At 64.0% G+C, this 18664-nt stretch carries 20 protein-coding genes; 9 read left to right on the forward strand and 11 right to left on the reverse strand.

Annotated elements, in window-relative coordinates:
- Positions 1–415: 415 nt before the first annotated feature.
- Together D9V28_RS03750 and D9V28_RS03755 are read right to left on the reverse strand one after the other, a co-directional pair.
- Entirely contained in the window at positions 416–952 is a 537-nt protein-coding gene (locus tag D9V28_RS03750) for a hypothetical protein (RefSeq protein ID WP_121658330.1), read from the reverse strand.
- Between the two features lie 9 nt (positions 953–961).
- Complete coding sequence (locus D9V28_RS03755) at positions 962–1258, reverse strand: hypothetical protein (RefSeq protein WP_121658331.1); 297 nt, start codon at positions 1256–1258, stop codon at positions 962–964.
- Positions 1259–1370: 112 nt separating this feature from the next.
- Here D9V28_RS03755 and D9V28_RS03760 point away from each other — a divergent pair, with 112 nt between their 5' ends.
- A complete protein-coding gene (locus D9V28_RS03760) occupies positions 1371–1781 on the forward strand; it encodes a YchJ family protein (RefSeq protein WP_121658332.1) in 411 nt (136 codons plus the stop codon).
- A 16-nt stretch (positions 1782–1797) separates the two neighbouring features.
- Here D9V28_RS03760 and D9V28_RS03765 read toward each other — a convergent pair whose 3' ends face one another.
- Together D9V28_RS03765 and D9V28_RS03770 are read right to left on the reverse strand one after the other, a co-directional pair.
- A complete protein-coding gene (locus tag D9V28_RS03765) occupies positions 1798–2388 on the reverse strand; it encodes an NADPH-dependent FMN reductase (protein WP_121658333.1) in 591 nt (196 codons plus the stop codon).
- Between the two features lie 98 nt (positions 2389–2486).
- Positions 2487–3203 (reverse strand): trimeric intracellular cation channel family protein, encoded by a 717-nt coding sequence (locus tag D9V28_RS03770; protein ID WP_121658334.1) that lies wholly within the window; start codon positions 3201–3203, stop codon positions 2487–2489.
- 95 nt (positions 3204–3298) lie between these two features.
- On the opposite strand from D9V28_RS03770, the gene D9V28_RS03775 reads away from it, so the two are divergent.
- Together D9V28_RS03775 and D9V28_RS03780 are read left to right on the forward strand one after the other, a co-directional pair.
- Positions 3299–4345 carry a zinc-binding dehydrogenase gene (locus D9V28_RS03775; RefSeq protein ID WP_121658335.1) on the forward strand — a complete coding sequence of 349 codons (1047 nt, stop codon included), beginning with the start codon at positions 3299–3301 and terminating at the stop codon, positions 4343–4345.
- 44 nt (positions 4346–4389) lie between these two features.
- Positions 4390–5406, forward strand: a complete 1017-nt coding sequence (locus D9V28_RS03780; protein ID WP_147440904.1) for a glycoside hydrolase family 3 N-terminal domain-containing protein — start codon at positions 4390–4392, stop codon at positions 5404–5406.
- 28 nt (positions 5407–5434) lie between these two features.
- Here D9V28_RS03780 and D9V28_RS03785 read toward each other — a convergent pair whose 3' ends face one another.
- Both D9V28_RS03785 and D9V28_RS03790 read right to left on the reverse strand, forming a co-directional pair.
- Positions 5435–6490, reverse strand: coding sequence for an FUSC family protein (locus tag D9V28_RS03785; RefSeq protein WP_121658337.1), 1056 nt, complete (start codon positions 6488–6490; stop codon positions 5435–5437).
- A gap of 10 nt (positions 6491–6500) precedes the next feature.
- Positions 6501–7646 carry a winged helix DNA-binding domain-containing protein gene (locus D9V28_RS03790; RefSeq protein ID WP_121658338.1) on the reverse strand — a complete coding sequence of 382 codons (1146 nt, stop codon included), beginning with the start codon at positions 7644–7646 and terminating at the stop codon, positions 6501–6503.
- Between the two features lie 100 nt (positions 7647–7746).
- Between D9V28_RS03790 and D9V28_RS03795 the strand changes: the two genes are divergently transcribed.
- On the forward strand, positions 7747–8445 hold the full coding sequence (locus D9V28_RS03795) for an SOS response-associated peptidase (RefSeq protein ID WP_121658339.1): 699 nt from the start codon (positions 7747–7749) through the stop codon (positions 8443–8445).
- 29 nt (positions 8446–8474) lie between these two features.
- Here D9V28_RS03795 and D9V28_RS03800 read toward each other — a convergent pair whose 3' ends face one another.
- The 4 genes from D9V28_RS03800 to D9V28_RS03815 are packed head-to-tail and all read right to left on the reverse strand — an operon-like array spanning position 8475 to position 11586.
- Positions 8475–9518 (reverse strand): App1 family protein phosphatidate phosphatase, encoded by a 1044-nt coding sequence (locus tag D9V28_RS03800; RefSeq protein ID WP_229727716.1) that lies wholly within the window; start codon positions 9516–9518, stop codon positions 8475–8477.
- 47 nt (positions 9519–9565) lie between these two features.
- Positions 9566–10240, reverse strand: a complete 675-nt coding sequence (locus tag D9V28_RS03805) for a DedA family protein (protein WP_121658340.1) — start codon at positions 10238–10240, stop codon at positions 9566–9568.
- Positions 10241–10259: 19 nt separating this feature from the next.
- Entirely contained in the window at positions 10260–11198 is a 939-nt protein-coding gene (locus D9V28_RS03810; RefSeq protein ID WP_121658341.1) for a M56 family metallopeptidase, read from the reverse strand.
- A gap of 19 nt (positions 11199–11217) precedes the next feature.
- Positions 11218–11586 (reverse strand): BlaI/MecI/CopY family transcriptional regulator, encoded by a 369-nt coding sequence (locus D9V28_RS03815; protein WP_121658342.1) that lies wholly within the window; start codon positions 11584–11586, stop codon positions 11218–11220.
- 130 nt (positions 11587–11716) lie between these two features.
- Here D9V28_RS03815 and D9V28_RS03820 point away from each other — a divergent pair, with 130 nt between their 5' ends.
- From D9V28_RS03820 to D9V28_RS03840, 5 genes are read left to right on the forward strand one after another with little or no spacing between them, the layout of a single operon-like run.
- The gene (locus D9V28_RS03820) at positions 11717–13129 is read left to right on the forward strand and encodes a cytochrome ubiquinol oxidase subunit I (RefSeq protein WP_121658343.1); all 1413 of its coding nucleotides are present in this window, start codon (positions 11717–11719) and stop codon (positions 13127–13129) included.
- A 9-nt stretch (positions 13130–13138) separates the two neighbouring features.
- Positions 13139–14176 (forward strand): cytochrome d ubiquinol oxidase subunit II, encoded by a 1038-nt coding sequence (gene cydB, locus D9V28_RS03825; protein ID WP_121658344.1) that lies wholly within the window; start codon positions 13139–13141, stop codon positions 14174–14176.
- 9 nt (positions 14177–14185) lie between these two features.
- The gene (gene cydD, locus D9V28_RS03830) at positions 14186–15832 is read left to right on the forward strand and encodes a thiol reductant ABC exporter subunit CydD (protein WP_147440905.1); all 1647 of its coding nucleotides are present in this window, start codon (positions 14186–14188) and stop codon (positions 15830–15832) included.
- Positions 15829–17547: a thiol reductant ABC exporter subunit CydC gene (gene cydC / locus D9V28_RS03835; protein ID WP_121658346.1), complete on the forward strand. Its 1719-nt coding sequence runs from the start codon at positions 15829–15831 to the stop codon at positions 17545–17547. Before cydD ends, cydC begins: the two co-directional genes overlap by 4 nt.
- Positions 17548–17564: 17 nt before the next feature.
- Complete coding sequence (locus D9V28_RS03840) at positions 17565–18185, forward strand: TetR/AcrR family transcriptional regulator (RefSeq protein ID WP_121658347.1); 621 nt, start codon at positions 17565–17567, stop codon at positions 18183–18185.
- Between the two features lie 4 nt (positions 18186–18189).
- Here the strand turns inward: D9V28_RS03840 and D9V28_RS03845 are convergent, their stop codons facing one another.
- Complete coding sequence (locus D9V28_RS03845) at positions 18190–18648, reverse strand: nitroreductase/quinone reductase family protein (protein WP_220700443.1); 459 nt, start codon at positions 18646–18648, stop codon at positions 18190–18192.
- Positions 18649–18664 lie beyond the last annotated feature (16 nt).

Genomic DNA, 18664 nt, shown 5'->3' on the forward strand with positions numbered 1-18664 from the left:
CTGACGCCGCTCGCATCCTCCATATGTTCACAGAGGCCACCCGAGGAAGCAACGAGATTCGCAGCGCGGGCGTTCCTGCGACGACTCTCGTTGCGCTCATCCGCCGGCACGTCACGGATCCTCGATGAAAGGGCGGGGGAGGTCCGACTCGAAGAGGTCTTCCTCACCATTTACCCATCACAATCAACCGGGCGCGACCGGAACCGATCAGGTCGAATCAGAGGCAGCGAACTGCTTGGTTCCCTGTTCACACAAGGGTATCCGCGAGTTCCTCGAGACGATCAGTGAGGATCGGCAGTTGGCCGGAACGTCCAGAGTGTCAGGGGTTCGAATTTCCGCAGATCCACTCACGAAGCCCGACATTCACACGGATGTCGGGCTTTTTCGTGCGCCCGCAGATACTCAACGAGTGCGGTCAGGCACCTTCCGGCGGGTCGAGCAGCAGACCTGCCCGGTCCGTCAGATAGTCGTCAAGGTCAACTGCTGCCTCATCCGACGCCGTCGGGCTCCATCGGACAAGCACTCGGTCGTTCCGCAGAAACAGCGCCCCGGTCGACACCCTCAGCGCATCCGCATCCAGCTCGATCGGCGCAGCGTCGAAGTTGACCGTCTCTCCGCGCGTGAACTTTCCCCGAAACGCCGCGGCACGGTACTCACGGCGTTGCTCAGCGGAGACTGACTGGTAGGCGGGTCGCCCCGGTTCAAGGGCCCTTGCCGTCAGTCCCGTTTCGTAGAGCTGCGCGTCGTGGTCGAGCAGCAGCACGCCGAGCCGCCACACCCTGCCCTGCGGCACCATTGTGGCCTTCTTGGCGAACAGGCGCCCTCGATGCGCCGGCACGAAGGTCGCGAGCGCTTCATCTCGGGCCCCCGCCGTTTCGAGCCGGTCGCGTGTGGAACGAAGCGAAGAACGGATGCCATCGGCCAGGTTCGCATCGTCCTCGTGTTCGGTCACATCAGAATGTTACGCCGATGAGGATTCCGGCCACCGCAGGTACGAAATGGCCATGGCGAGCGACTCGAAGCGCAGGCGTTCGAGGGGACAGCCCAGCCGGGTCACCTCGAACAGGTGATCGATCTCGCGAACGAACCCGATCAAAGGAATCGAACCGAGCTCAGCGCGAGTCGGATCGCTGACACGCCATTCATGTTCGGCGACAGCAACCACTTCCAGCCCAGCCGGTCGCTGTCGTGATGTGTCGTCCGCCGACTGCGTCGGTCGCCTCTGTGTCTGAGCCTGTGCGGCCGTTTCGATAGTCATGAGACACCCCCTCGCCACACCTCCATGAAAGCCGGGACCGTTTCGAAAAGAGAGGGGTTGACGATGGGGCAACCTCTGCATCCGCCTCGCCACAGTCGGCGATAATGGCAGGGTGACTGCTGCGCCGACCCGACGATCACTTTCCGCGACGGACCGATGCCCCTGCCTGAGCGGGAACACCTACGGCTCCTGTTGCGGTGTGTTCCATGCGGGTACCGCACCAGCGCCAACAGCCGAGGCGCTCATGCGTTCGCGTTTCTCCGCATTCGCGGTCGGTGACGCGTCTTACCTGCTTGCCACGTGGCATCCGTCGACAAGACCCGCCGCCCTGGATTTGGACGCCGACCTGACCTGGTATCGCCTGGACATTCTCGATCGCCGGTCCGGTGGACCGTTGGACTCCACAGGAACCGTCGAGTTCCGTGCGTTCTGTAAAGGACCCGACGGACGAAGCGACCAGCACGAGGTCAGCCGATTCGTTCGCGAGAATCGGCAGTGGTTTTACATCGACGCCGTCGACTGAGTGCTCGCGCCGCCCGTTAGCTGCGGGGGAGCACCGTGAGCACGCGGGTGATGAACTGGTAAAAGTCCTGCATCCAGTCGGTGAGGAACTGCCGGGTGCCGTCGTTCGTGATCGTGCCGTCCTCGGCGATCAGGCCAGGGGTGATCTGCAGGTAGGCCTCTGGTGCGTTCATCTGCGGCGAGTTGCAGAAGCTCAATACGCTGCGAAGGTTCTGCTGGGCGACCGCGGTTCCGATGGCGCCGATGGACCCGCCGATCACCGCCGACGGTTTGTTCGTGAACGAGTTCTGGCCCCAGGGGCGGCTGGCCCAGTCGATGGCGTTCTTCAGCGCACCGGGAATCGACCGGTTGTACTCCGGTGTCACGAAGAGCACAGCGTCGACGTCGGCGATGGATCGCTTGAGCTCGCGCGCTGACTGTGGGTAGTCCTCGTCAAAGTCGTAGTTGTACAGCGGAAGGTTACCAATCGGAATCTCCCGCATGTGCAGCTCAGCGGGAGCGATCTTCACCAGAGCTCCGGCCAGCTGTCGGTTGATGGACGCCGTTGAGAGGCTTCCAATGAAATAGCCGACGGAGTACGGCGGTTCGTGCTCGTGAATGGTGGCCATGGTGAACTCTTCCTCGAGATTCGAAATGGCGGATGTCTCCCGGCACGCGCCCGGATGCTCCTAGGCTACGACCGGGTTCGCGAGGTGTCCAGTGCCGGTCAGCGGCCCACGGGTGCTTCGGGTTCGGGCCCGCCCCGAGCTGCCCGTCTGCGCTCTCGATAGTCGACAATCAGGCGCGGTCGCGGGATCCGGATCTCGGTGGGCAGGGTCCAGCCGTAGCGCCGAGCAAGCAGCGAGAGCACTGCTCCACTTGCCATCGCGACGGCGGAGCCCAGGGTGGGCATTCCGAGCTTCGACAGCACAACCATCTCCACACTCGAGACCAGGGCACTCGTCGCGTACAGGGTGTTCCCGCCGAAAATGCGCGGAACGTGAAGCAGCATGACGTCACGCACCGCGCCGCCGCCGACGGCAGTGATGATGCCCATCACAATGGCTGGCAGCCAGCCGAGACCGGCCTCAAGGGTTTTCTGTGCCCCAACCGCGGCCCAACAGCCGACGGCCAGCGCGTCCATCAGGATGAGCGACCGGAGCGACCAGATACCGCGAAACGGCACGAAGAAGGCGATCATCGCGCCCGTGATGGCTAGCCCGAGGTAGGCAGGGTCCGTTAGTGCCACCGGTGGACCCTGCTGGAGAAGTGTGTCGCGGATCAGGCCACCGCCGAGTCCGCTCATCACGGCCAGAATGACGAAGCCGACGATGTCGAGGCGGGCCGAGCGTGCCGCGATTCCGCCCAGGATCGCGTTCGCAAGAACACCGGCCAGATCGACAAATCGAATGATCTGATTAACAGTTTCCGCCGTCGCGTCCATGCCGTCCCTCCGGCGAATCGTCGGCCAGCTCGATCGTGATCCGGCCTGTTCCAGCGTAGTCGAGCGGTGCACGCGGCTTGCGGGATACTTGCCTCATGCGCGCGGTGTACTACGACTCCTTTTCCCAACTGCCGACCGTCGCGAGTGTCGCTGACCCGACAGCGCCAGACGGCGGCGCCGTGATCGCTGTCGAAGCGACCGGGCTGTGCCGCAGTGATGTGCATGCGTGGGAAGGACACGACGACGGTGTCGCGCTGCCGCACGTGCCCGGCCACGAGTTCGTGGGTCGAATCGAGAGCGTCGGCGAGGGCGTCACCCGCTTTCGACCGGGGCAGAGAGTCACCGTGCCGTTCGTCTGTGCCTGCGGGAGCTGCCCCGAGTGTGCGAGCGGCAACGGGCAGGTTTGCCGTAACCAGACGCAACCGGGCTTCACCCACTGGGGTTCGTACGCTGAGCGCGTTGTCGTGACGTCGGCGGACCTCAACCTCATCGAGGTGCCCGCTGCGCTGGATCCGGGCGCCGCCGCCATCCTCGGCTGCCGGTTCGCGACCTCCTACCGCGGACTCGCCGCACAGGCCCGGGTCGTTCCGGGAGAATGGGTGGTCGTTGTCGGCTGCGGGGGAGTCGGACTCAGCGCGGTGATGATCGCAACCGCGCTCGGTGCGCGCGTCATCGGAATCGACATCTCCGAGAAGGCGCTTCAGCTCGCCGCAACCGTTGGCGCCGAACACGTCATCAACTCGGCGACGCACACAGACAACGACGTGGTCGCGGCGGTGAGGGACCTGACCGGCGGTGGAGCGCAGGTCTCGCTCGAAGCGCTCGGCCGCGAACGGACCACAGCTCTCGCCATCCGTTCACTGGCCAAGCGAGGGCGGCACGTCCAGGTCGGCCTTTTCTCTGAACCGCCGCGCATTCCAATGGCTGAGATCGTCGCGGGCGAACTGACGATACTGGGTAGTCACGGCATGAGCGCCGCGGAGTATCCGGCGATGCTCGATCTCGTCGCTTCCGGTCGACTGCGTCCTCAGGACCTTGTCACAGCGACAATCGGCCTCGACGCCGCACCCGCCGCCATGGTTGCCATGTCGGAGGGCAGAAACGCCGCCGGTGTCACGATAATCCGGCCGGATGTCCGGTGAATGCTCGCGAGTCGGAAGAGGCCGCGCGCACACAGCTCGCAGCGATGACTCGTCAACAGAAGATCGCCAGCCTGCTGATGCTTCACGTTGCCGGTACCGACGAGGAGGTAGTCCGCGCCTTCGCCGAAGAACATCGGCCGGGTGGGCTGATTTTCATGCCCGACAACATCTCACCAACGCTCGCCGACATTGCTCGGCTCGCCCGCGCTGCAACGTTGGACGAGCAATTTCCCGTGCTCATTGCTCTTGACCAGGAGGGCGGCCAGGTGCGGCGCATCACCGCCGACACCTTCGCCTCAGCCGGCACGCTCAGGCACCGCCCACCCAGCGACACGTTCGACGCGTTCGCCCAGCGCTCAGGCATGCTGGTCGCTGCCGGCATCAGCGTCAACTTCGGAATCGTCGCCGACGTCACCGTAAATCCCGACTCGTTCATTTCGAGCCGCGTTCTCGGCGAGACATCCGCCGACGCAGCCGACCGTGTGCGTGCTGCCGTTCGGGGAGAAGCCGGCCGTGTCTTGCGCACCCTCAAGCACTTCCCTGGCCACGGCAGAACCGAGGGTGATTCGCACACCTCCGTCCCCGAGACGGATATCGATCTCGAAACCTGGTCGAGAACGGATGCTGTCCCGTTTGCGGCAGGGATCGCGGCGGGTGCGGAGCTGGTCATGGTTGGTCATCTGAGATACGCCGCCGTCGACGACGCCCCGGCAACACTGTCCAGGACATGGCATACCATCCTTCGCGAACGACTGGGTTTCGACGGGGTGATCATCACCGACGACATGTTGATGTTGCGTGACAGCGGGATCGCCGAGTACCGGAACCCGGCGGTCAACGCCGTTCGCGCCCTCGCCGCCGGGGCGACCATGCTCCTGTACGTGCTTCGGGGGAACGCGGCCGTGGATGGCACGGATCCGACGCGGCTAGTTGCCGAGATCGGTGCAGCCATCGACGACGGACGCCTGACGAACAACCTCATCGATGCGGCGGCGCTGAAGCTCCTGAAGCTGCGATTCCAAGCGCGACCGGCGGCAGGCCTCGAGTCCACGCCTCACTGATCTGAGGCCGGTTCGGACCACCTCGTCGTCAGTTCCCGATGATTTCTTCGCGGATCCGGCGCAGGTCTTCCATGAGTGACCCGATCAGCAGCCAGTGCTCGGGGTGAGGCCGAGCGATACGCAACGGAGCTGTCAACGCGGGGATGTCGGTGTCCGGCTCCGTGGCATCCGCTTCGTCTCTGACGAATGTCGGGGAGGCAAGCAGCCGCAGGTCGTGGGCAGCGCGACGAAGTTCTTTCGCGATCGAGGTTAGGGCCGGTTCATCAATGAGCGAGGAGTCGTAGTGATCGTGGAAGGCGCGCGTCATACCGATGACGCGGGTCACGACGGGTGTGAACCTGTCGAGGAGTTGCGACACAACCTCGAAGCGGGTGCGATGCGCAGACCTGCGGGGGTTCAGGGTGAGCGACTCCTCACCCTGCTGAACCGAGGCTGCAGCCGACTCGCGCATCGGTCGCAGCAGGCGAGCCTGGATCATCAACCCATCGAGTTGCTGTTGCGTTTGTGGAGAGGTGAGCGCAGCTGCAAGGCGTTCCAAGCTTGCGGCAAGTTCACCTGCGAGCAGATTCACGTCGCGTTCGGCCGGTCCAAGGGCAACCGGCGGGACGATGAGGATGTTCACGAGAACGCCGAGCGCCGCGCCGATGAGGGTTTCGATGATGCGGTCGAGCGCGTAGCCGGGAGTCGCCGCGCCGATGGCGAGCACAAGCATTGCGCTGATCGGAATCTGATTCGCCGAACCGGGGGTGAGCCGGAAGATCCAGCCGAAGAAGATCGAAACGACGATGGCGAGCAGGATCACCCAGGTCTGGCCGCTGAAGACCAGGCCGATGAGGGAAGCGATCACTACCCCGGTGATCACACCGACGCTGCGCTCGACGGCCTTGCCGAAGGATTGGTTGACGCTCGGCTGCACCACCAGAAGGGCGGCGATTGCCGCGAAGATCGGGAGCTCGGACGGCAGGAGCAGAACGGCCACAAACCAGGCGGCCACTGTGGCGACGGTGGTTTTGACGACCTGCAGCAGCGGCACCCGATTGGCTGTACGAAGCCGGGTCGGGGAGAAAGCGGCTGGCAGGTGCATGAGCCTCAGGTTACCCGCCAGTTGCGGCGTCGGCCCTCGCCATCGGCTTCACGCTCGTCGTCACCGTCACGGCTTTGCCTCGGAACCTGCCATAACTCTCCAGCGAGCGAACCAGACCGTGGGCTTCGGTATCGGTGATCTCACGGAAAAGCTCGCCATGGACGTCGATGGTTTGGGCGCGCTCGGTGCGCGACCAGGTGCCGATGACGCGTCCACCGGCGACGAGCGTTGATTTGAACATGCCGTTGTTGCCGGGGACGATGAGCTCGGAGTGTTCGGCCGCGAGGGCCGCAGACCTGTCGGTGTAGCCGAGGATGTACTCGTCGAAGCCGGGGAGTGCGAGAGTCGAGCGGGCGCCTGGAATCCGCGTCGCGAGTTCACCGATTTGGGGCGACGCCAGGTACTCGCGACCGCCGACAGAAAGTTCCGCGAGTTGCGATCGCGCCGCGGCGGCACCGGCTCGCGCGTCGGTCAAGGTCAATTTTGTCCACCATGCGAAATCCTCCACGGTCGCTGGACCGTGCGACAGGAAGTAGCGCAGTGCGACGGCAGCGAGCGCCTCGTCGCGACCGGGGAGCTGTCCTAACGCCGGCGCCCAAACATCCAGGAGCACAAAGGTCTGCTCCTTGCCGCGGAACGGACCAAGGCAGAGCACTCCCGCGTGGGCGAGCAGAAAGATGAGGTGAGCGCCGCGCTGGCCCGCCGTGAGCTGGCCAGCCCTTTCGAAGACCGCGAACAGCTCTTTCCGAGTCAGGGCCGGACTCGCCGTGGACAGCTCGGCCTCAGCCGCGCGCCTCGCGGCGGTGACGTCGTTCGCCTCGATACCCAACTCGCGGTGCCTCGCTGCGAGCGATGACACCAGCCGATCCCGCGAGAGCGGAAGTATGAGTCGCAGGTCTTGAGGGGTGAGGGCGTGCAGCGTCCCGCGCATCGGCCAGCTCCGCACCAGCTCGCCGCTGTCGAACGCGCGGCGGACCTCTTGCTCAGTGGCCTGTGCTCGTAGGCCGATCGCCCACAGTGTGCCAGGTAGATCCTGACCCTGCATGGCGAGCATCGAGTGCACGGCGTCTACCGGGGTGGCCACAGCAGATTCGAGGATGTTCTGCGCGTGCAGGCGCAGTCGAGCAACATCAACGGGCCTCAGTTGGCGTGCCATGCTTCGATTCTGGCGCACGCCACTGACGTACGGCCCGTTCTCTGGCGATTGCGTGCCCTGAAGCCGTGTTCTTGTCGCCGGCCTGCGTCAAGATAGAGGCATGTGCGGACGATTTGCGATGGACAAGGACACAGACGATCTCATTCGTGAGTTCATGACGACGACGGGCAGGCCTGCACCGGAATGGCGACCGTCATGGAACGTTGCGCCCACGGATTCGGTCCCGGTGATCAGGGAACGTCACGGAGAGCGCGAACTGGACCTTGTTCGGTGGGGCATCGTGTCTCCCTCGTCTCCCACGTTCGGCGGCGGCAAGCCAGTGATCAACGCACGGATCGAAACCGTCGCGACGAACGGGCTCTTCAAGGGAGCGTTCACCTCACACCGATGCATAGTCCCAGCGGCGGGCTACTACGAGTGGCAACTGCAGGACGGCGCAAAGCAGCCGTACTTCATCTCCAGCGAGAAGTCGGACCTCGCGATGGCCGGGATCATCCGTGCGTGGGCTGACCGCTCAAAAGATCCGAGTGACCCTGACTATTGGCGGCTGTCTATGGCCATCATCACCCGCGATTCCCACGTCGCGCCCGGCGAGGTGCACGACCGAATGCCGGCGTGCCTGACGCCGGAGAACTATGACGCCTGGCTCAGCAATGAGCTCGCGCCGCAGGAGCTGCTCGGGCTTCTTGACCAGACGTCGTTTGAGGTGGCGCACGACCTCGGTTTCCATGCCGTTGCGAAGACCGTCAACAGTGTGAAAAACGACGGCCCTGAGCTCGTTGCGCCGATCGCCTTGTGAGCCGCCGCTCGTGCGACGGTGCTAGTGGCTCAGGCCAGGCCGATGTCGTCGAGCTGTTCGAGCATCCCGGCACCATCCGGGGCGTAAACCCAGGGGATCTTCGACTCGTGCTCTTCCGGTTTTGAACGACCTCCCGCGAGGACCGCCTCGCCGGGGGACAGCTGACGGATGGCCACCGCGGCGACGTTGGTGGGGAATCTGCTCGCGAACTCGCCGTACAGTTCCTCATCGTGCTGTCCGTCGTCTCCAACGAGCAGCCACTTGATCTGCGGAAACTCTTCGGCAAGCCGGCGCAGGTTGTTGGCCTTATGGGCACGGCCGCTTCGGAAGAAACGGTCGTGGGTGGGGCCCCAGTCGGTGAGCAACAGAGCACCGGAGGGATACAGGTGACGGGTGAGGAAGCGCGACAGCGTCGGTGCGACATTCCAGGCGCCCGTCGAGAGGTAGATCACCGGCGATCCGGGGTGGTCGCGAACGACCCGTTCGAGGAACACAGCCATGCCGGGGACAGGGGTCCTGGCGTGCTCGTCGAGGACGAAGGTGTTCCAGGCCGCGACGAACGGGCGGGGCAGCGCCGTGACCATGACGGTGTCATCGATATCGGAGAGCACGCCGAACCGAACCTCAGGGTCAACGATGAAGACGTTTTCAACCACGGGCCGCGAATCCTCGGCCTGCAGAGTGATTTGCTGCCAGCCGGGTTCAAGCTCGACCGCGATGCGCGCGTCGATAACTCCGCCCCTGTCAGCCTTCACGACGTGCGTTTCCGTGCCAACGGTGATCGTGACCTCGGCGGCGACGACGGGGATGCTTGTGAAGCTCCGCCACCCTCGAACACGCTGAACGGGCGTTGCCGTCTGCGCCACGTCGGGCTTGACCAGCAGAACTCGAGCGAGTACACGTACCCAGGTTGTTGATCCATACCCGGTGTAAGGAATGACGGCGGCCTGCAGTCCCTTACGTCGACCACGGCGGGCCCGCCAGTCCAGGAACGCATCATCAATTCGCGCAGCCCTGTGCAGCCTCAGCACGGCCAACGGGGTCTCCCTTGCGGGCTTATCGCGTGACTTCACCCGTCAAGTCTGGCACGCCGGAGAGCGAGTCGAGTCCGCCCGCCGGCTCAGTCAGCGTCGGCGGCGTTTGTGTCGCTCTCGTCGGGGTGATTCATGTGACGCTCTTGAGACCGTTTGAGAACCAGCTTCACGACGTACGCGATCAGGAGGAACCCGGCAATGATTCCCACAAAGATGTACCCGGCGTAGTGCAGCTGGTCAGCGAGCTGTCGGTACGTGCCCGCAGCGGCCGAACCCACGGATACGTAGGCGACAGACCACAACAGGCAAGCAGGAATGGTCCAGCTGATGAATCGGCGGTACGTCATGGTGCTCATTCCGACCGTGAGCGGAATCAGGGAGTGAAGCACGGGCAGAAAGCGGGAGACAAAGACCGCGATACCGCCTCGCCTGTCGAGATAATTCTCGGCGCGCTGCCACTGCCGAACGCCGATCTTTTGTCCAAGTCGGCTTGCGCGAATGCGTGGACCGAAGTACCTGCCGAGGGCGAAACCGATAGTTTCGCCGGCGAGCGACCCGATCACCACCGCGGCGATGAGAGCGACGAATTGCGCTGGGCCATCGACGGCGGTACTCGCGACGATAACGACGGTGTCGCCTGGCACGATCAGTCCCACCAGGACACTCGTTTCGAGCAGCATGGCAATCCCGGCGAGCAGGGTGCGCAGAATCGGATCGACGCTCTGCACGACGTCAAGCAGCCAGGTGAGGATCTCGTTCACGATGCAGAGCCTAGGGGCATTAGATGAGCACCAACAGCACGGTAGGAATGACCAGGAGCGCGGTTGCGGCGAGCAGGACGACCGCACGAGCACTTGAAGAGAGCGGATGTTGTGGGTTGAGCAGGCGAACCACTCGCGGTCCCACGAGTCCAGGCTCGATCTCTCCGCGATTGGCCCAGGTCAGTTCAGGGGCACCCGGGTCGGTTGCGGCTCCCGAGCCGACCAAGGCGATCGCTGTCGCCAGTGTCCGGTCATCTGTCGCCCGCCGCGCCTGATCGTCAGCGAGCATCTCGACGAGCACCGCGACAGCGGTTTCCGCGCGGTTGGCAATGGGGAACCACGGCAGTGCACTGTGCCATGACTTGAATGCCAGAAGAACCAGGTGGTGCTGCTGGGCCAGGTGGGCGTTCTCGTGCGCGATGACCGCTCGCAGTTGCGACTCGTCCAAAAGGGTCAACAAGCCCTCGGAAAGAACAGTGACCGAGCTTGTCGTGCCTGGCAGGCAATAGGCGACGGGGGAGGGGTGGTCGAGCACGCGGGTTCCCGGGTTGCCCTCGAGCGGTGCGCTCAACAGGTTCACCAGCGAGAGGTGCCGAGCGCGCTGCTTCTCGCTTCGCACAACCGTGAGGAGAAGACTCAGCAGGAGATGTCCGGTCAGAAGCGCAGCAAGGCACAGCGCGAACATCTGGCTGAAGTTGGCGTCGGGGGGCAGCGTTCCGGCGAAGAGGTGACGAACGAACTCGAATCCACCCTCGATGAGGTTGCCACCGAAAGGGATGAGGCCGTAGAGAACGAGTGAGCCAATCATCGACAGGCCACCGGCGAGCGCAATTGATTGCCAGAGAACGAGGGCCGTCCCCGGGGCCCGCGCCGGCCACGCCGCGCGAGCCAGAATCAGTGGCACCGGCCACGCGAGCGTCAGGGCGAGAGCAGCCAGAACGACCGAGGCGGTGAACATCACGACTCGGAGTTTACTGTCAGGAGTTGCGAGTTCCGCTCAGCAGGGCACGCAGGGTCTCTGCCTCTTCGGGGCTGACCTGGCCGACGAATCGTGCCAGTGCGGCTTCGCGGTCGGGTGCCGAACCGAGCACCTCGTGCATGAGATCTGCTGTGTGCTCTGCGCGAGTGGTGACTGAACGGTACAGGTGAGGGCGGCTCGAACGATCCCGCTCGACGAATCCCTTGTTCTCCAGTCGGGAGAGCACGGTGAGCACGGTGGTGACGGCGAGTTCCTTGGCGCCGTTCGCCGAGTCGAGCCTGTCGCGGAGTTCGTTCGCGCTGAGCGATCCGTCCGCGCCCCAAAGGACATCCATGACGGTTCGTTCGAGTTCACCCAGTGTTGCCATGAGTCAAGAATACGTCCAGTTCCGAAAAAGTTCTACATTCGGTAGAAATAAGTTCTACGACGCGTAGAACTGCGTCTATGCTTCAAGAGAAAGGTTTTCTACGCGGCGTAGAAGACTAAGTGGAGGTGTTGTGAACGAGCTACTCGATCCGCTGCTGCTGTCCCGCTGGCAGTTCGGGCTGACGACCATCTATCACTTCCTGTTTGTGCCTTTGACGATCGGTATGGCGCTCACTGTCGCCATCTTCCAGACGGCGTGGGTGCGAACGGGTAAGACGCACTACCTTCAGCTCGTCCATTTCTTCGGCAGGATTTTCCTCATCAACTTCGCGATGGGCGTCGTCACCGGCATCGTTCAGGAGTTCCAGTTCGGCATGAACTGGTCTGACTACTCCCGCTTTGTCGGCGATGTCTTCGGTGCCCCGCTCGCGTTCGAGGGATTGCTGGCCTTCTTCCTCGAAGCAACCTTCATCGGCTTGTGGATCTTCGGCTGGGACAAGCTGCCCGAAAAGCTTCACCTCGCGACGATCTGGATCGTCGCAACTGCGAGCATCCTCTCGGCATATTTCATCATTGCGGCTAACGCGTTCATGCAGAACCCCGTCGGCTTCAGGATCAATGAGGAGAAAGGGAGAGCGGAACTCACCAGCATTTGGGAGTTGCTCACCAACCCCGTGGCCCTCGCCGCGTTCCCGCACACAATCTTCGCCTGCTTCATGGTGTCGGCCGGCCTGATCATCACGGTTGCTGCCTGGCACCTGTCGAAGAACCAGCACCTCGACACCATGCGGCCGACGCTGAAGTTCGGCTTGTGGGCGATGCTGATCTCCGGAGGTCTCACCACGCTTGCCGGTGACCAGCTCAGCCTCGCCATGGTGGCAACGCAGCCCATGAAGATGGCCGCAGCCGAGGCGATGTACGAAACGTCAACCGGTGCGGACGCGTCGTTCTCGATCTTCACACTGGGTACTCCGGACGGCGTTCATGAACTCTTCTCGATTCGCATTCCATACCTGCTCTCATTCCTGTCGACGCACACCTTTGACGGCACTGTCGAAGGCATCAACAACCTGCAGGAGCAGTACCAGACCCTGTACGGCCCCGGCGACTACACACCGATCATCTGGGTAACCTACTGGTCGTTCCGTTGGATGATCGGCCTCGGTCTGCTGCACATCTTTGTTGCGGTTGTCGGCCTGTGGCTCACCCGCAAGGGACAGCTCCCAACCAACAAGTGGGTGTGGAAGGCTGCGGTCTGGTCGTTCCCACTGTCCCTTGGAGCGATGATCGTCGGCTGGGTGTTCACGGAAATGGGACGGCAACCCTGGCTGGTCTTCGGGCTCCTCGAAACAGCCGACGGAGTGTCACCTGGTGTGACAGGCATTGAAGTGCTGATCTCGCTCGTCGTGTTCACCGTCGTCTACGGTTCTCTCGCCGTCGTCGAATTTCGCCTCATCAAGAAGGCCGCCCAGGCTGGCCCCGCCCCGCTCGGCGATCCCGATGAACAAACCGGGAAGCCCCTCGTCCACACGACCGTCTACTAGGAGGACACCATGGATCTCACGGTTCTCTGGTTCGGCATCATCGCCTTCCTGTTCATCGGATACTTCGTCCTCGACGGCTTCGACTTCGGCGTGGGAATGGCAATGCCGTTCGTCTCGAAGGATGACACCGACCGGCGAGTGGTCATCAACACCATCGGTCCGGTCTGGGACCTCAATGAGACGTGGCTCATCGTGGCCGGAGCGTCTCTCTTTGCGGCGTTCCCCGAGTGGTATGCGACTCTGTTCAGCGGGTTTTACCTGCCTCTGCTGCTGATCCTCGTTGCCCTCATCCTGCGCGGCGTGTCCTTCGAATACCGCCACCAGCGCCCCGAACGTCTGTGGAAGCAGCGGTTCGACAGGATGATCGTGTTCGGCTCTGCCGTTCCGGCGCTGCTCTGGGGTGTCGCATTCGCGAACATCGTGCGCGGTGTTCCCCTCGACTCAGGACACAACTACACGGGCACAGTTTTCGACCTGTTGAACCCATACGCACTTCTCGGCGGAGTCACAACGCTTCTGCTCTTCTTGACCCACGGAGCCTTGTTCCTGGTGCTGAAGACCGAGGGACCGATCCACTCGAGGGCTCGAACCCTGGCTTTTCGCGCCGGAGTGGTGACCGTCGTGGTCGCCGCCGTGTTCCTGGCCTGGACGGTGCTCGAGTTTGGCACCCTGCCGGCACTCGTTCTCGCGGCCGCCGCCGCCGTCGCGCTCATCGCCTCGGTCGTCGCGAACATCCGTCGCAAGGAAGGAGCGGCGTTCACACTGATGGCCTTCACCATCGGCTTTGCGGTTCTCACGCTCTTCGCGTCGCTGTTCCCGGCTGTCATGCCCGCGAGCAACGACCCGGCGAACAGCCTGACGATCGCCAACGCGTCATCAAGCCCGTACACCCTCCAGGTGATGAGCTGGACGGCCCTCGCCGCGCTGCCGTTGATCCTCGCCTACCAGGTTTGGACCTACTGGGTGTTCCGCAAACGGGTGACCCGCTCCCACATCGACTCGGCTGCCCACCCGGACACCGAAGCGACAGTTGAAGCGGCGCACTAACCTGTGAAGGTGCGTCCCCTTGATCCCCGACTCCTTCGCTATGCGGTCAGCGCCAGATGGTTCCTGGCCGGTGGGGCAGCCCTCGGTCTAGCGACCACCGCCTGCATCCTGGCGTTCGCGTGGCTCATCACCGAGTGCGTCACCGGGGCGATCGAAGGCCGCGGCCTCACCGAGCTCTCCCCGTACATCGGCATACTGGCCGCAGTCGCGTTACTGCGGGCCGGCCTGGTTTACGCACAGGACCTGATCGCAGCCCGCGGCGCTGCAAAGGTCAAGAGCGAGCTGCGGCTCGGGGTACTCGACGCGGTGCGTCGGCTCGGTCCCTCGTTTCTGGCCGAGCGCAACAGCGCCCGCGTCGCGACGCTGCTCGGCAGGGGCATGGACGCACTCGACGACTACTTCTCGAAATACCTGCCCCAGCTCATCCTCACCGTCATCGTCACGCCCATCGTGGTGTTCGTTGTGCTTCTTTCCGACTGGGTGTCCGCGGTGTTCATTCTGGTGACCCTGCCGCTCATTCCCGTCTTTATGGTGCTGATCGGCTGGGCTACCCAGGCGGTCCAGCGAAAGCAGTGGTCAGTGCTCGGTGACCTCTCCAGCGGCTTCGTAGACACGCTCGGTGGCCTCGCAACCCTCAAAATTTTCGGTAGAGAATTCCGACAGGTCAAACGGATGCGATCAATCACGACCGCCTATCGGGTCCAGACGATGCGTGTGCTGCGGATCTCCTTCCTCTCGAGCTTCGCGCTCGAACTGGCGGCCAGCCTGTCGGTTGCGCTTGTCGCGGTCTCCATCGGCCTGCGGCTGGTTGACGGCTCACTCGGCTTGTCTGTTGGCCTTTTTGTGCTGCTGCTCGCTCCGGAAGCCTTCCTGCCGCTGCGCCAAGTTGGAGCGAACTTCCATGCGTCGGCCGAGGGCGTTGCCGCGGCTGACGACGCATTCGCCCTGCTTGACGACGCACGGAAGATCCCGGCCGACGCGACTCCCGCGCTCGATCACGGCGCTCTGGTCTCGGGGGTGCTGTCCCTCCGGGACGTCACGGTCGACTACGGGGAGGGTGCCGTAGCGGCGCCGGTCTCCGTCGACTTTACTCCGGGAGTCCTGACCGTTCTTGCCGGTCCAAGTGGTGTCGGCAAGTCCAGTCTGCTCGCGGCGATTCTCGGCTTTGCACCGTACTCCGGGTCCGTCAGCCTTGGCGGGCATCCGATTTCGTCGTCAGCGACGGAACGCGGCTGGCTAGCCTGGGCCGGGCAGCGCCCTTCACTCAGCATGGGCACAATCGCCGACAACGTTGCGCTCGGTTCCGACAAGGTCGACCTCGGCCTGGTCGGCCGGGCGCTCCAGCTCGCAGCCGCGCCAGAGCTCGACCCCGACCTCCCCGTTGGGGTTGGTGGGGCAGGCCTTTCCGGTGGCCAGGCGCAGCGCGTCGCCCTTGCACGTGCCATTTACCGCGCACTCGACCGTCGCTGCGCGGTGCTGCTCCTCGACGAGCCAAGCTCCGCCCTCGACCACGCCACAGAGGCGCGTCTTCTCGATGGACTCGCTGCCGTGGCACGCACAGGCATCGCGGTCGTTGTGGTCAGCCATCGGCAGGCCGTGATCGAGCGCGCCGACTCGGTCGTTCGGATCTCGCCCCGATCGGCGGTGACGGTATGAGTGCCGCTTCGAAAACCGGACGCCGTGAGACATTCGCGATCCTGAGAACCGCCCTCCCGGTAACGACAGGTGGCGTTCTCGGTGTGCTGTTCGGGATCCTCGCAGCTCTCTGCACGGTTGCCCTGTTGGCAACGAGCGCGTACCTGATCACTCGTGCAGCCGAACAGCCCCCGATCCTCTATCTGTCCATGGCCGTCGTCGGCGTGCGGGCGTTCGCCCTCGGACGCGCCTTTTTCCGATACCTGGAACGGCTGGCCAGCCACGACGCCGCCTTCCGTCAGCTCGAAACGGTGCGGGTGGACCTGCTTCGTCGGCTCATTCCGCTTGCACCAGACGGACTGGGGCGTTCTCGCCGCGGCTCGCTCTTGTCGTCCCTGGTCTCGGATGTGGATGAGCTGCAGAACCTGCCGCTTCGCGTGCTCCAGCCGCTTGTGACATCCGTCGGTGTCGCAGCCATCGCCGTGTGGGTTGTGGCGATTCTGTCACCGGCCGCGGCGGTCGGCCTGGCGATTGCGTTGCTCGCGGCCTTCCTCATCGGAACCCTTGTTGCCGCCCGATTGGCCGCATCAGCCGAGAGGTCGCTCGCCCCGCGTCGTGCGGCGCTTGTGGACGCCGTCCTGGACTACCTGAGCAATCTCGATGTCCTCATTGCCTACGGAGCCGAGCAATCGGGCAGGCGCACCGTGGAGGCAGCGGACGCCGCACTCACCAGGGCGCTGACCGCACGGGCTGCCGGCGTTGGAATCGCCGGGGCGTCACTCTCCTTGTTTTCCGGGCTCGCGGTCGCCTGGTCGCTCGTTGCCGGGATACCCGCGGTGTCGACCGCGGGGAGCACGCTGAGCGGACCGGCACTCGCTGTTATCGTGCTGGTGCCGCTGGCCGTCTTCGAAATCGTCGCGAGCGTTCCGCTCGCTGCGAGCGCATGGCGGCAGGTGCGATCCAGCGCCGAACGAATCGCGAAGATCGCCCCGGCTGACGTGCCGGCGGAGCTTCCGCTCGATGGCGGAAGCGCTGGGTGGGCGCCGCAGCCTGGGGCACCAGTGCTCGAGCTGTCGGGGGTCCAGGCAACCTGGCCTGGTGCGGAGCAGCCGGCACTCACCGTCGACGCTTTGCGAATCGAAACAGGAGAGCGCGTCCTGATTGAGGGAATGAGCGGTGCCGGAAAGACGACGCTGGCGCATGTGCTTGTGCGGTTCCTCGAGTACGACGGCACGTACCTGCTTGCCGGTCAGGACGTGCGAAACCTCCCGCTTGAATCCGTTCGGGGTTTCGTCGGGTTGTGTGAGCAAGTGCCCTACCTGTTCGATGAAAGCATCCGGCAAAATTTGCTCTTTGCACGCGACACCGCGACCGACGCCGAACTCACGGACGTTCTCGACCGGGTGGGGCTCGGGCAATGGCTGGTCGCCCGTGGCGGGCTGGACTCCAGGGTGGGGGAGCGCGGCGCGCTCGTCTCGGGCGGGCAAGCCCAACGCATCGCCCTCGCTCGAGCGCTGCTTCGCGATTTCCCGGTGATCGTGCTCGACGAGCCGACCGCGAACGTTGAAGCCGATCTCGCAGAGAGCCTGCTGCGCGACCTGCTCGGCGCCACGAACGACGCGGGTCGCGCAGTTATCCTCATCTCCCATGCGGACGTTCCGGCGTCGATTGTCGATCGTCGCATTCGGATCTCGCACGGCACACTGCAGTCGGTGGCACCACAATCACCGTTGTGAGGTACAAAGGAGAGACCATGAGTGACACTGACGCACAACCGGTCGGCCTCCGCGCGCGCAAGCGTGCGGCGACCCGCTCCGCGATCGAGCAAACCGCGATCCGACTGGTGCGCGAGCACGGGTACGACCATGTCACGATCGAGATGGTGTGCGATGAAAGCCAAGTTTCGCAGCGCACGTTCTTCAACTATTTCGGATCGAAAGAGGGTGTGATCCTCGGACCCCCGCCCTCACTCGACGCTCTCGACGGAAAGCGATTCGTCGCGGAGCGTGGTGACGATATCGTCCTCGATCTCGTGAGAATCGTGGCATCCGCTCTTCTGGATGACACCCTGGACGCCGAGCTTCTTCAGGCCAGGTTTCTCATCATCACGACCACACCTGAACTCCTCGGACGCCAGATGGTGTGGATGAACACGCAGGAAGCCGACCTCACCGACCTCGTCCTACGGCGGTTCGCCGTAGAGAAACGAACCGGGGATGACCTGCGCGACGAGGCAGCGATGGTTGTCGCTCTCGCGTTCACGGCCCTGCGCTTCGCCCTGCAGAAACTGTTCGCCGAGTCGGCGTCCGGGTCGGCCGAAGACATCCTCGTTCACGCTTCCACCCTGATCCGACGGATCGCCCAGGCGGGCTGATCACTCAGCTTTCTTCGGGCGCGCGCAGAGGCTCGCAGACGATCACCGGAATATCGCGATCAGTCTTGCTCTGGTACCTGGCGTACCCCGGGTAGGCCGCAACTATCGTCGGCCACAGCTCGGCCTTCTCGGACGGTGTTGCGGTGCGTGCTCGAAACTTCCTCCGCTCACCATCGACCGTTACCTCGACGTTCGGCTGAGCGCGAAGGTTGAGGTACCACTGCGGATGAGCGTCGTTTCCGCCCTTTGATGCGACCAGCACCAGACGCTCCGGCTCGGCGATCGGGGCGGTCAGCAGCGTCGATCGGACGATGCCGGTCGAGCGGCCAACCGTGTGCAGCTCGACGACGTCCATTCGCCCGAGAGTCTGGCCGACGCGGCCGCGCGAGAGGGCGAGCACGAGGCGGTGAACCGTGTTCATCGCACGCATGGTCAGATCTGTTGCCGTATTCCGAACCCCCATGGAAGGAAGTGTATGT

The organism is Mycetocola zhadangensis (genome assembly GCF_003668565.1).
Classification (GTDB): Bacteria; Actinomycetota; Actinomycetes; order Actinomycetales; family Microbacteriaceae; genus Mycetocola_A; species Mycetocola_A zhadangensis.

Coding starts and splice junctions, on each gene's coding strand:
- cydB (WP_121658344.1), top strand. CDS start 13,139: ATGGATCTCACGGTTCTCTGGTTCGGCATCATCGCCTTCCTGTTCATC.
- D9V28_RS03795 (WP_121658339.1), top strand. CDS start 7,747: ATGTGCGGACGATTTGCGATGGACAAGGACACAGACGATCTCATTCGT.
- D9V28_RS03770 (WP_121658334.1), bottom strand. CDS start 3,203: ATGGACGCGACGGCGGAAACTGTTAATCAGATCATTCGATTTGTCGAT.
- D9V28_RS03790 (WP_121658338.1), bottom strand. CDS start 7,646: ATGGCACGCCAACTGAGGCCCGTTGATGTTGCTCGACTGCGCCTGCAC.
- D9V28_RS03765 (WP_121658333.1), bottom strand. CDS start 2,388: ATGGCCACCATTCACGAGCACGAACCGCCGTACTCCGTCGGCTATTTC.
- D9V28_RS03775 (WP_121658335.1), top strand. CDS start 3,299: ATGCGCGCGGTGTACTACGACTCCTTTTCCCAACTGCCGACCGTCGCG.
- D9V28_RS03755 (WP_121658331.1), bottom strand. CDS start 1,258: ATGACTATCGAAACGGCCGCACAGGCTCAGACACAGAGGCGACCGACG.
- D9V28_RS03840 (WP_121658347.1), top strand. CDS start 17,565: ATGAGTGACACTGACGCACAACCGGTCGGCCTCCGCGCGCGCAAGCGT.
- D9V28_RS03780 (WP_147440904.1), top strand. CDS start 4,390: ATGACTCGTCAACAGAAGATCGCCAGCCTGCTGATGCTTCACGTTGCC.
- D9V28_RS03845 (WP_220700443.1), bottom strand. CDS start 18,648: ATGGGGGTTCGGAATACGGCAACAGATCTGACCATGCGTGCGATGAAC.
- D9V28_RS03810 (WP_121658341.1), bottom strand. CDS start 11,198: ATGTTCACCGCCTCGGTCGTTCTGGCTGCTCTCGCCCTGACGCTCGCG.
- cydC (WP_121658346.1), top strand. CDS start 15,829: ATGAGTGCCGCTTCGAAAACCGGACGCCGTGAGACATTCGCGATCCTG.
- D9V28_RS03815 (WP_121658342.1), bottom strand. CDS start 11,586: ATGGCAACACTGGGTGAACTCGAACGAACCGTCATGGATGTCCTTTGG.
- D9V28_RS03785 (WP_121658337.1), bottom strand. CDS start 6,490: ATGCACCTGCCAGCCGCTTTCTCCCCGACCCGGCTTCGTACAGCCAAT.